The organism is Pseudomonas sp. G2-4, from assembly GCF_030064125.1.
Lineage (GTDB): Bacteria > Pseudomonadota > Gammaproteobacteria > Pseudomonadales > Pseudomonadaceae > Aquipseudomonas.
Genome location: NZ_CP125957.1, coordinates 1,326,816 through 1,339,209, shown reverse-complemented (window position 1 = coordinate 1,339,209; position 12,394 = coordinate 1,326,816). Strand labels below are relative to the sequence as shown.

7 protein-coding genes and 2 tRNA genes are annotated in these 12,394 nt (G+C 61.5%); 7 read left to right on the top strand and 2 right to left on the bottom strand.

Annotated features, from left to right (window positions below; translation table 11 throughout):
* The first annotated feature begins 26 nt into the window (after window positions 1-26).
* Together QNH97_RS05940 and QNH97_RS05935 are read left to right on the top strand one after the other, a co-directional pair.
* Window positions 27-1,742 carry a proline--tRNA ligase gene (locus QNH97_RS05940; RefSeq protein WP_283556014.1) on the top strand — a complete coding sequence of 572 codons (1,716 nt, stop codon included), beginning with the start codon at window positions 27-29 and terminating at the stop codon, window positions 1,740-1,742.
* A gap of 17 nt (window positions 1,743-1,759) precedes the next feature.
* Window positions 1,760-2,713: a hypothetical protein gene (locus QNH97_RS05935; RefSeq protein ID WP_283556013.1), complete on the top strand. Its 954-nt coding sequence runs from the start codon at window positions 1,760-1,762 to the stop codon at window positions 2,711-2,713.
* A gap of 53 nt (window positions 2,714-2,766) precedes the next feature.
* On the opposite strand, the gene dinB is transcribed toward QNH97_RS05935, so the two are convergent.
* Window positions 2,767-3,828 carry a DNA polymerase IV gene (dinB, locus tag QNH97_RS05930; RefSeq protein WP_283556012.1) on the bottom strand — a complete coding sequence of 354 codons (1,062 nt, stop codon included), beginning with the start codon at window positions 3,826-3,828 and terminating at the stop codon, window positions 2,767-2,769.
* A gap of 280 nt (window positions 3,829-4,108) precedes the next feature.
* Here dinB and QNH97_RS05925 point away from each other — a divergent pair.
* The 4 genes from QNH97_RS05925 to QNH97_RS05910 all read left to right on the top strand — a co-directional run bounded on the left by QNH97_RS05925 (window position 4,109) and on the right by QNH97_RS05910 (window position 8,565).
* A tRNA-Met gene (locus tag QNH97_RS05925) sits at window positions 4,109-4,185 on the top strand.
* 220 nt (window positions 4,186-4,405) lie between these two features.
* Window positions 4,406-4,482, top strand: a tRNA-Met gene (locus QNH97_RS05920).
* 151 nt (window positions 4,483-4,633) lie between these two features.
* Complete coding sequence (gene mprF / locus QNH97_RS05915; protein WP_283556011.1) at window positions 4,634-7,276, top strand: bifunctional lysylphosphatidylglycerol flippase/synthetase MprF; 2,643 nt, start codon at window positions 4,634-4,636, stop codon at window positions 7,274-7,276.
* A complete protein-coding gene (locus tag QNH97_RS05910; RefSeq protein ID WP_283556010.1) occupies window positions 7,276-8,565 on the top strand; it encodes an AcvB/VirJ family lysyl-phosphatidylglycerol hydrolase in 1,290 nt (429 codons plus the stop codon). The genes mprF and QNH97_RS05910 overlap by 1 nt, the downstream gene beginning before the upstream one ends.
* A gap of 260 nt (window positions 8,566-8,825) precedes the next feature.
* Here the strand turns inward: QNH97_RS05910 and QNH97_RS05905 are convergent, their stop codons facing one another.
* Window positions 8,826-10,667: a potassium transporter Kup gene (locus QNH97_RS05905; protein ID WP_502944530.1), complete on the bottom strand. Its 1,842-nt coding sequence runs from the start codon at window positions 10,665-10,667 to the stop codon at window positions 8,826-8,828.
* Window positions 10,668-11,004: 337 nt separating this feature from the next.
* Here QNH97_RS05905 and rimO point away from each other — a divergent pair, with 337 nt between their 5' ends.
* Window positions 11,005-12,345 carry a 30S ribosomal protein S12 methylthiotransferase RimO gene (gene rimO, locus QNH97_RS05900; protein WP_025212174.1) on the top strand — a complete coding sequence of 447 codons (1,341 nt, stop codon included), beginning with the start codon at window positions 11,005-11,007 and terminating at the stop codon, window positions 12,343-12,345.
* The last annotated feature ends 49 nt before the right edge of the window (window positions 12,346-12,394 follow it).

The following is a 12,394-nucleotide window of genomic DNA, read 5'->3' as shown; positions in this document are numbered from 1 at the left end:
TCATCAGCAACCGACAACGGCCAACCATGCGCACCAGTCAATATTTGCTCGCCACACAGAAAGAAACGCCTTCCGACGCCGTCGTGATCAGCCATCAGTTGATGCTGCGTGCCGGCATGATCCGCAAACTCGCCTCCGGCCTGTACACCTGGCTGCCGATGGGTTTGCGTGTCATGCGCAAGGTGGAAGCCATCGTTCGTGAAGAGATGGACGCCGCTGGCGCCCTGGAAGTATTGATGCCGGGCACCCAACCGGCCGAGCTGTGGCAGGAGTCGGGGCGCTGGGAAGAATACGGCCCTGAACTGCTGCGCATCAAAGACCGTCATGGTCGCGACTTCTGTGCGGGCCCGACCCACGAAGAAGTGATCACCGACCTGATGCGCAACGAGTTGAGCAGCTACAAGCAGTTGCCGATCAACCTGTACCAGATCCAGACCAAATTCCGTGACGAGATCCGTCCACGCTTCGGCCTGATGCGCGGTCGCGAATTCATCATGAAGGACTCCTACTCGTTCCACACCGACCTGGCCTCGCTGCAAGTCACCTACGACCGCATGCACCAGGCGTACTGCAACGTGTTCACCCGCCTGGGCCTGAAGTTCCGCCCGGTTGAAGCCGACAACGGCTCCATTGGCGGTGCCGGTTCCCACGAGTTCCACGTACTGGCCGAGTCTGGCGAAGACGACATCGTCTTCAGCAATGGCTCCGAGTACGCCGCGAACATCGAGAAAGCCGAAGCCGTGCCTCGGGAAACGTCCCGCGCCGCGCCGACCGAAGAGCTGCGCCTGGTGGACACGCCGAACGCCAAGACCATCGCCCAACTGGTGGAAGGCTACAACCTGCCGATCGAGCGCACCATCAAGACCCTGATCGTGCGGGCGGAAGAAGAAGGCAAGCTGATCGCCCTGATCATCCGTGGCGATCACGAGCTGAACGAAATCAAGGCGGGTAACCAGCCAGGCGTTGCCAGTCCGCTGGTCATGGCCACCGAAGCCGAACTGCGCGACGCCATCGGCGCTGGCGCCGGTTCCCTCGGCCCGCTGAACCTGCCACTGCCGATCATCATCGATCGCTCGGTGGAACTGATGAGCGACTTCGCCATCGGCGCCAACGTCGACGACAAGCATTATTTTGGCGTGAACTGGGAGCGCGACCTGCCGGTTCCAACCGTCGCGGACCTGCGCAACGTCGTGGCCGGCGATCCGAGCCCGGATGGCAAGGGCACCCTGGAAATCAAGCGCGGCATCGAAGTCGGGCACATCTTCCAGCTGGGCAACAAGTACAGCAAGGCGATGAAGTGCGAAGTGCTGGGTGAGAACGGCAAGCCGGTCACCCTGGAGATGGGCTGCTACGGCATCGGCGTTTCCCGTGTGGTTGCGGCCGCCATCGAGCAGAACAACGACGAGAAAGGCATCATCTGGAGCGACACACTGGCGCCGTTCCAGGTGGCCCTGGTGCCATTGCGCTACGAGACCGAACTGGTCCGTGAAGCCACCGACAAGCTCTACGCCGAATTGACGGCTGCAGGCTTCGAAGTGTTGCTGGACGACCGCGACAAGAAAACCAGCCCCGGCATCAAGTTCGCGGACATGGAACTGATCGGCATCCCCCATCGGATCGTCGTCAGTGACCGTGGCCTGGCCGAAGGCAACCTGGAATACAAGAGCCGCACCGAGGCCGAGCCGCAAGCGCTGCCGGTCGCCGACGTGCTGTCGTTCCTCCAGGCCCGTATCCGCCGCTGACACCAGATAGAGACGTCATGTTCAAGCGAAACACCTTAGGCCTCGGTGGCGCCGCCCTGTGCGGCGCCCTGCTGGTCAGCGGCTGCGCCAACCAAATGTCGCAACGCAGCGAGCACGAAGAGCGGGTCGAACGCAAACTGCTCGACCACAGCCTGCAGATTGACGTGGGCGAACCCAAGGTGCTCGACCTGCCGCAGCGTCGCGTACGAATCAATGAGCAGAAGACCTTCGAAGTCACTGAGTTCGAGGTCACCCGCCGTTACGATCGCTACACGCCCTACCAACCCTGGCGGGAGGTTTACGAAATCCCCTTGGGCGCAGTGGCGGTGGTGGCCGGCGTCGGCGCGAACGTGGTCAATGTGTTCGCCCTCGGCAGCCTGCCGGACAGCGTCACCCGCGACTGGATAAGCTACGGCTTCGCCGGGCTCAATCCGTTCATGAACGTGCCTTCTCATGGCCGTGCCCAGCAGAACCTGGCAGGTATCGACGAAGTCCAGCGCGACAAGCGCACGGAACATTCGAGCCTGCCCTGGAGCGAACGTCCGGTGGAGGTCAAGGCCGCCCGGCAGACCTTCGAGCTAAGCACCGATCGCAGCGGTGTGCTGCGCTTGAACCTGCTGGAGAGCCCGTTCGCCGAGCAGGACCTGAGCCAATTCGGCAAACTGCAGATCAGTGTGACGGACGCCCGGGACGAGGTGCACACCGACTCATCCCTGAGCATCAGCAGCACCTTGCGCAGCAAGCTGGTGGAAGCCCACGCCCTGATCTACGACGACTTGGAAGACGACGAAGTAAGCCAATGGGTTCACCGGGTCAAGCGCCTGTCGGAGCTGGGGCTTGAAGAAGAAGCCAGCGAGCTGGAACAGAGCCTGATCGAATTGACCCGCAATGATCCGGAGTTGCAGGCTGAGTTCCTGAAAGCCCTGACCAAGGATGGCGGACGGTTGGTGGCGGATCCGGGGGCTAACTAAAGCGAAGCCCCTTGTGGTGAGGGAGTTTGCTCCCTCACCACAAGGGGTTGCCCTCACCGCTCAAACAACTCCAACTGCTCGAACCCGCCCCGCAAATCTTCCAACCTCACCCCGATCCCCAACAACCGCACCGGCTTGCCGCCACGGTTGAACGCCTGGGTCAATAACAGCTGATAGCTACCCAAGTCCCGCCCCGCCCCGGCCTGCTCCAAAGTGGTCTGGGTGAAGTCATGGAATTTAACTTTGACGAACGGCTTGCCCGGTCGGTAACTGCTGTCGATCCGCGCCATGCGCCCACTCAGGGTTTGCATGAGTTCCGGCAGTTTTTCGAGACAACTCGCCAGGTCTGGCAGATCGACGTCGTAGGTGTTTTCCACACTGATGGACTGCCGCCGACTGTCGTTATGCACCAGACGCTCATCGATCCCACGGGCCAGGCTCCACAGCCGCTCACCGAAACTGCCAAATTCACGCACCAATGCCAGCTTGTCCCATTGGCGCAATTGCAGGCAGTCGACAATGCCCAGCCTGTTGAGCTTGTCAGCGGTGACCTTGCCCACGCCATGGAGCTTGCTCACTGGCAAAGCCGAGACAAAGTCATCGACCTGGTCCGGGGTGATGACGAACAGGCCGTTGGGCTTTTTCCAATCGCTGGCGATCTTGGCCAGAAACTTGTTCGGCGCGACGCCGGCGGACACGGTGATGTGCAACTGATTGGAAACACACCGGCGGATGTCCTGGGCGATCCGGGTGGCGCTGCCACCGAAATGGGCGCAGGCGGAGACATCCAGGTAGGCCTCGTCCAAGGACAGCGGCTCGATCAGGTCAGTGTAATCACTGAAAATCGTATGAATTTCCTTCGACGCTTCCCGATAGGCATCCATTCGAGGCTTGACGATGGTCAGGTCCGGACAGAGTTTCAAGGCATGCCCGGAGGACATGGCCGAGCGCACACCGTAGGCCCGCGCTTCATAATTACAGGTCGCGATCACGCCGCGTCGATCTGCCGAACCACCGACTGCCAGGGGCTTGCCGGCCAGCCGCGGGTCATCGCGCATTTCGATAGCGGCATAAAAGCAGTCACAGTCGACGTGGATGATTTTGCGTTGCGTCATAAAGGAGCGAAATGTGCGCGAATCGGGTCGCCAGTATCGCACCAGCACCTGTATATAGCACCAGTACTTTGAAAGATCCTTCGTTGGCCCCCGAAAGAACCTACATAGATTTACTTCTTCAATCGCAGCGAGCCGCCCAATAGAGCGCCAGCCCTTGCCGGGCGTGGGTCACAGGGCTGTCACAATCCCCGAGAAAAGGCTAACCGTTTGAAGCTGAACAGTTTTTTCCAGCGAATGGGTTGACAGCTGCTCGATCCTCTGTAGAATGCCGCCACACAGACGCGGGATGGAGCAGTCTGGTAGCTCGTCGGGCTCATAACCCGAAGGTCGTCGGTTCAAATCCGGCTCCCGCAACCAAACATCAAAAAAGGCTACTCGAAAGAGTGGCCTTTTTTGTGCGCGCCTGTTTTGCTTGGTTGACGGAAGCGCGGCATACGCTGAGTGGAAAGCTGTAGGACAATTTCCTTTTGATTTCGCGCATTTACACAGTTCCAGGGCCGATTGGCCACTTATTTGACCCTATGACCTTTTAACGGTTGACACTCAAGCGTTCGCCTGTAGAATGCCGCCACACAGACGCGGGATGGAGCAGTCTGGTAGCTCGTCGGGCTCATAACCCGAAGGTCGTCGGTTCAAATCCGGCTCCCGCAACCAAATATCAAGAAAGGCTACTCGAAAGAGTGGCCTTTTTTGTGCGTGTCGAAAAAGACTACATTACAAAAATTTTGTAATTATTTTTTTCTGCGGGGATTGGTAACTTGACTGGATACCCCCATCCTGTCGCGCATAGCTCAAGAGGTGATTGATGCGCGCTCACTCGTCTGACCCGCAAGACTCCGTTACTGCGACACAACCGATCAAGGCCGAGCGATTGCGCTGGCTGGACCGGATCAGTCAATACCGCCAGCCGATCGGCCTTGCCGTCACGCTGCTGTTGTTTGCGATTGCATTGATTGCTTGTCGCCACCTGCTGAGCGAACTCGACCTGTACGCCCTGCACGACTCGATTCTGGAAGTGCCCCGGCCGGCCTTGCTCGGCGCGATCGCCGCCACAGTGGTCGGTTTCATCATTCTGCTGGGTTATGAATGGTCCGCCAGTCGCTATGCCGGCGTGACACTGCCACGGCAAACCATGCTCCTGGGCGGGTTCACTGCGTTTGCCATCGGCAATGCCATCGGCCTGTCGCTGCTGTCGGGCGGTTCGGTTCGCTACCGTTTATATGCGCGTCATGGCCTGGGTGCGTCGGATGTCGCCCACATGACCCTCTTCGCCAGCCTGTCACTGGGCTGCGCGTTGCCGCCACTGGCGGCCCTGGCAACACTCAGCAACCTGCCTGCCGCGTCTGCCGCGCTGCACCTGCCAGCCACCTTGTTGGGGGCGATCGCGGTGGCGGTGCTGCTGCTCACCTGCGTGCTGGCCATCGGTATTTATCGCCGGCGCCTGCCGGAACAGCCCTATCGCGACGCCCTGCTGGTCAAGGCCGGGCGCCGTACGCTGCGCATGCCGGGCCGACGCCTGACTTTTCTGCAATTGGTCATCACTGCGCTGGATGTCGCAGCGGCCGCTACGGTGCTGTATCTGTTGTTGCCCGAAGCACCGCCATTCGGCGCGTTCCTGCTGGTATATCTGCTGGCGCTGGCCGCCGGTGTGCTCAGTCACGTGCCGGGCGGGGTCGGCGTATTCGAAGCGATTCTGCTGGCCGCGTTTGCCGACAAACTGGGGGCCGCGCCCCTGGCCGCCGCCCTGCTGCTGTATCGCTTGATCTATGTGCTACTGCCGATGCTGGTGGCGTGTGTGTTGCTGCTGATCAATGAGGCGCAACGGCTGTTCCAGACGCGACAGTCCCTGCGCGTGGCGTCGGGTTTGGCGGCACCGATCCTCGCGGTGCTGGTGTTCCTGTCTGGCGTGGTGCTGCTGTTTTCCGGCGTAACGCCGGAGATCGATACTCGTCTGGAGCACATTGGTTTTCTGATCCCTCACCGCTTGGTCGACGCGTCGCACTTCGGCGCCAGCCTGGTGGGCGTGCTGTGCCTGTTGCTCGCCCAAGGCCTGCGCCGGCGCCTGTCGGCCGCCTGGATGCTGACCACCGTGCTGCTGCTGGTGGGCGCCCTGCTCTCGCTGCTCAAGGGCTTCGACTGGGAAGAAGCCACGCTGCTGACCTTGACCGCCGCCCTGCTGGCGGTGTTCCGGCGCTCCTTTTATCGTGCGAGTCGCCTGACCGAGCTGCCATTTTCCCCACTGTTCCTGATCGCCAGCCTCTGTGTGCTCGGCGCATCGATCTGGCTGCTGCTGTTCGCCTACCAGGACGTGCCCTACAGCCATCAACTCTGGTGGCAATTCACCCTCGACGCCGACGCCCCTCGCGGCCTGCGCTCGCTGCTGGGCGCAGCGGTCCTGCTGGTGGTGGTGTCCCTGACCTGGCTGTTGCGCACTGCGCGGCCGGTGATCCATTTGCCGACGGCTGAAGAGCTGGAACGTGCCAAGGCGATCCTCTTGGCGTCAGCGCAACCCGACGGCGGCCTGTCCCTGACCGGTGACAAGGCATTGCTGTTTCACCCCAACGACGAAGCATTCCTGATGTATGCACGCCGCGGCCGCAGCCTGGTGGCGCTGTACGACCCGATCGGGCCCACCCAGCAACGGGCCGAAATGATCTGGCAATTCCGCGACCTGTGCGACATCCACCATGCTCGCCCGGTGTTTTATCAGGTGCGCGCCGAGAACCTGCCGTACTACATGGACATCGGCCTGACGGCGATCAAGTTGGGTGAAGAGGCGCGGGTCGATCTCAAGCGCTTCGATCTCGAGGCCAAGGGCAAAGAGATGAAGGATTTGCGCTACACCTGGAACCGTGGCACCCGTGACGGCCTGTCGCTGGAGATCCACGAGCCAGGCCAGGCGCCGATGGATGAGCTCAAGGTCATTTCCGATGCCTGGCTGACGGGCAAGAATGTGCGTGAGAAAGGCTTCTCCCTGGGCCGTTTCAGCGAGGACTACCTCAAGCACTTTCGCATCGCAGTGATCCGTTTCGAAGGCCGTCCGGTGGCATTCGCCAACCTGTTGGAAACCCACAGCCACGAGCTGGCCAGCCTCGACCTGATGCGCGCCCACCCCGACGCTCCGAAGCTGACCATGGAGTTCATGATGGTCGGCCTCATCCAACATTATAAAAACCATGACTACGCCCGCTTCAGCCTCGGCATGGTCCCGCTGTCGGGCCTGCAACCGCGTCGCGGCGCACCGCTGACCCAGCGCCTGGGTTCGATGGTGTTTCGCCGTGGCGAGCAGCTCTACAACTTCCAGGGGCTGCGCCGCTTCAAAGACAAATTCCAGCCTGACTGGGAACCTCGTTACATGGCCGTGCCCGCCGGACTCGATCCGCTAGTGGCGCTGGCCGATACCGCCGCCCTGATTGCAGGCGGCCTGACTGGATTGGTGAAACGCTGATGATGCAACGCTCCTGGCGATACATAGTGGCCACCCTCCTGGTGCTGGCAGTGATTCTCGGTGGCGGTTACTGGTACTGGAACCGCCCGGCCCCACAACCCACCCTTGAACAACTGGAGCCCTCCGACGGCGTACCGATGACCCGGGTCATCCCCGGCACCAAGCCCGGCGCCCAAGTGCTGGTGGCCGTCAATGAAGACCAGAAACTCAGCGACACCCAGCTGACGACCCTCAGCCGCAGCGGCTCGGCGCAGATCGTCCAGGTGATCCTGCCCAAGGACTGCATGTTGCAAGGTCGCGCCCTGCAGGCAGGCCTGCGGCAGCTCCAGGGGCCGGCAACGCTGGTCAGTGGTATCGGCCCGGGCGCCGTGCTGGCCTGGCGCTGGCTGGCGGAGCAGAAGGACGACAAGGCCAAGGCTGTTTCGGTGGACCTGGCCCTGGAAAAACCCGGCTGCACGCACTTGCTGCCTAAAAGCGCAGCCCACGGCCACTGGCTGGTGGCCTGGAACGACAACCCTGACGACACCAGTGCCGGTTTCGTAAGGGATCAGCAGAATGCCGAAACCAGCATCAGCGACTACGACATCAACCTGCCGCAAGTGCTGAACAATGAGCTGCGCAAAATCCTGGTGGGCACCGACAACGCCAAGGGCGGCCTGAGCATCCCTGTGGTGGAAGTACCCGCCAGCCAGGCGCGCGATACGGTAACCCTGTTTCTCTCCGGAGACGGTGGCTGGCGCGACTTGGACCGCGACGTGGCCGATGAAATGGCCAAGATCGGCTACCCGGTGGTCGGCATCGATACCCTGCGCTACTACTGGCAGCACAAGAGCCCGGAGCAAAGCGCGGCGGACCTGACTGAACTGATGCAACACTACCGCCAAGTCTGGGGCACCAAGCGCTTCATCCTGACCGGCTATTCCTTCGGCGCCGACGTACTGCCAGCGATCTACAACCGCCTGCCGGCCACCGAACAACAGCGGGTCGATGCGATTATCCTGCTGGCCTTCGCCCGCACCGGCAGCTTTGAGATCGAAGTCGAAGGCTGGCTCGGCAACGCCGGCACCGAAGCCGCCACCGGCCCGGAAATGGCCAAGCTGCCTGCTGAAAAAGTGGTGTGCATCTACGGCGGCGAAGAAGCCGACGAAAGTGGCTGCACCGAGAAGACCGCCGTCGGCGAAGCGATCAAGCTGCCGGGCGGTCACCATTTCGACGAAAACTACCCGGCCCTGGCCAAGCGCCTGATTGATGAGATCAACAAGCGCCAGAGCAAGGTTGCCGAACAGTGATCTGAGGCAAGCCTGAAAAAAAGCCCCGGCAGCCTTGCGGTTGCCGGGGCTTTTTTGTCGCTTCAGGGTTTACACAGGCCCCTCATGTGGGAGCGAGCTTGCTCGCGATAGCGTCGGGTCAGCTGGCCCCAATGTTGGATGTGCCACCGCCATCGCGAGCAAGCTCGCTCCCACAAACCACCCACCTCGCCATCAGTATTTGTATGCCCCACAAAAAAGCCCCCGCTACCGCAAGGCAACGGGGGCTTTTTGGCCAAGGCCTACATCTCGACCTGTGTTCCTAACTCAATCACCCGGTTCAGCGGCAGATTGAAGAAGCGCAGATTGCCGTTGGCGTTCTTCAGCATGAATGCGAACAACGCCTCGCGCCAACGGGCCATGCCTTCGAGTTTCGAGGCGATGACCGTTTCGCGACTGAGGAAGTAGGTGGTCCGCATCGGGCTGAAGTCCAGCTCATCCAGATGACAGAGCTTGAGCGCCTGCGGCACGTCCGGCTCGTCGGTAAAGCCAAAATGCAGGATCACCCGGAAGAACCCTTCGCCGTAGGCATCAACCTCGAAGCGCCGCTGCGGCGGTACCCGGGGGATGTCTTCGTACACCACCGTCAGCAGCACCACTTGCTCATGCAGCACCTGGTTGTGCAGCAGGTTGTGCAACAGCGCGTGGGGCACCGCGTCCGAGCGAGCGGTGAGGAACACGGCAGTGCCCTGCACGCGATGAGGAGGTTGCACGCGAATACTGCTGATGAAGATCGGCAGCGGCAACGCGCCTTCGTCCAGGCGTTCTACCAACAGTTGCTTGCCGCGCTTCCAGGTGGTCATCAACACGAACAAGGCTATACCGGCGATGACCGGGAAAGCGCCACCCTGGACGATCTTAGGCACATTGGCAGCAAAATACAGGCCGTCCACCACCAGGAAACCAATCAACACCGGCACCGCCAGCAGCGGTGGCCATTTCCACAACAGCAACATGACCGCCGAAACCAGGATCGTGGTCATCAGCATGGTGCCGGTCACGGCCACGCCGTAGGCCGAAGCCAGCGCACCGGAAGATTCGAAACCCAACACCAGCAGCACCACGCCGACCATCAGCGACCAATTAACCGCGCCGATGTAGATCTGGCCCTGTTCGGCGCTGGAGGTGTGCTGGATGTACATGCGCGGAATATAGCCCAGCTGGATCGCCTGACGCGTCAGGGAAAATGCGCCGGAGATCACCGCCTGCGAAGCGATCACCGTCGCCAACGTCGCCAGACCCACCAGCGGAATCAGCGCCCAACTCGGCGCCAGCAGATAGAAGGGGTTACGCGCCGCTTCCGGGTCACCCAGCAGCAACGCGCCCTGACCGAAATAGTTGAGCATCAGGGCCGGCAGCACCAGGATGAACCAGGCGCGAGCGATCGGCTTGCGGCCGAAGTGGCCCATGTCGGCGTACAGCGCTTCGGCGCCAGTCAGCGCCAGCACCACGGCACCGAGGATCGCCACGCCCATGCCCGGATGGACGACGAAGAAACGCACGGCCCAGGCCGGGTTCACCGCTTGCAACACTTCCGGGTGTTGGATGATGCCGTACACACCCAAGGCGGCGAGCACCAGGAACCAGGTGACCATGATCGGGCCGAACAGGGTGCCGATCCGTGCAGTGCCGTGGCGCTGGATCAGAAACAGCCCCACCAGCACCACCAACGACAGCGGCACCACCCAGTGGTCGATACCTTCAAACGCCAGGCCAAGGCCCTCAATGGCCGAGAGCACGGAAATCGCCGGGGTGATCATACTGTCACCGTAGAACAGCGCCGCACCGATCAAGCCGCAGACCACCAGGAATGTCCGCAGCCGCGCCCGCCCCGCTGCCGCCCGGCGCGCCAGGGCGGTGAGCGCCATGATCCCGCCCTCGCCCTGGTTGTCGGCGCGCAGGACGAACATCATGTACTTGATCGACACCACCCAGATCAGCGACCAGAAAATCAGCGACAGAATCCCCAGCACCCCGTCGTGATTGACAGGCACGCCATAGCCACCGGAAAACACTTCCTTGAGGGTGTACAACGGGCTCGTGCCGATGTCGCCATAAACCACTCCGACCGCCGCGACCAGCATGCTCACCGGCTTCGCTGCCGAATGCTCGGCACCCGCCGCCTGACTACTTGCATGACCCATCCAACACTCCTGATTTCCCAGACCTGTCCGCTTCAACGAAGCACTATGCTGTGTGACGCAGCATGCGCTGTTTCTTACATGTCGTTACAGATGTTTTGTTGACTGTAAAAATCGAAGAAGCGCAAAGGCGCGAAGCATAGCGCAGCACTCGTCGTATTTCCCGGTATAAAGCTGGTCAAGTGCGTCGGCCATGGATAGAATTGCGCACTTTTTGATCAGAGGCGCGCCAGGCGCCCTGTCTCGGCAAGAGACGATCCCCCCTACACCGAGGTTAGACATGTCCACCACTACCGCGCCAGCCAATCCGAAGGTTGGCTTCGTATCCCTGGGTTGCCCAAAGGCTCTGGTCGACTCCGAGCGCATCCTGACCCAGCTGCGCATGGAAGGCTATGACGTTGTGTCCACCTACCAGGACGCCGACGTGGTGGTGGTCAACACCTGCGGCTTCATCGACTCGGCCAAGGCCGAATCCCTGGAAGTGATCGGCGAAGCCATCAAGGAAAATGGCAAGGTCATCGTCACCGGCTGCATGGGTGTGGAAGAAGGCAACATCCGCAACGTGCACCCGAGCGTGTTGGCCGTGACCGGTCCGCAGCAGTACGAGCAGGTGGTCAACGCCGTGCACGACGCGGTGCCGCCACGTCAGGACCATAACCCGCTGATCGACTTGGTGCCGCCACAAGGCATCAAGCTGACCCCGCGCCACTACGCTTACCTGAAGATCTCCGAAGGCTGCAACCACAGCTGCAGCTTCTGCATCATCCCGTCGATGCGCGGCAAACTGGTGAGCCGTCCGGTGGGCGATGTGCTCGACGAGGCCCAGCGCCTGGTCAAGGCCGGCGTCAAAGAGCTGCTGGTGATTTCCCAGGACACCAGCGCCTACGGCGTCGACGTGAAGTACCGCACCGGCTTCTGGAACGGCGCGCCGGTGAAAACCCGCATGACCGAATTGTGCGAAGCCCTCAGCACCCTCGGCGTCTGGGTCCGCCTGCATTACGTTTATCCGTACCCGCATGTCGACGAACTGATCCCGCTGATGGCCGCCGGCAAGATCCTGCCGTACCTGGACATCCCGTTCCAGCACGCCAGCCCGAAAGTCCTCAAGGCCATGAAGCGCCCGGCTTTCGAAGACAAGACCCTGGCCCGCATCAAGAACTGGCGCGAAATCTGCCCGGACCTGATCATCCGCTCGACCTTCATCGTCGGCTTTCCCGGCGAGACCGAAGAGGACTTCCAGTACCTGCTGGACTGGCTGACCGAAGCCCAGCTCGACCGCGTCGGCTGCTTCCAGTATTCCCCCGTCGAAGGCGCACCGGCCAACGACCTGGATCTGGACGTGGTGCCGGACGACGTCAAGCAGGACCGTTGGGAGCGTTTCATGGCGCACCAGCAAGCCATCAGCTCGGCGCGCCTGCAAATGCGCATCGGCCGTGAAATCGAAGTGCTGGTGGATGAAGTGGACGAGCAAGGCGCCGTGGGGCGTTGCTTCTTCGACGCGCCGGAAATCGATGGCAACGTATTCATCGACAATGGCAGCAATCTCAAACCGGGCGACAAGGTCTGGTGCAAGGTGACTGATGCCGACGAATATGACTTGTGGGCTGAGCAGATCGGTTGATCCAGGCCTGGGCTTTAGCCGAGCGGGCTTTTTGTGGTGAGGGAGCTTG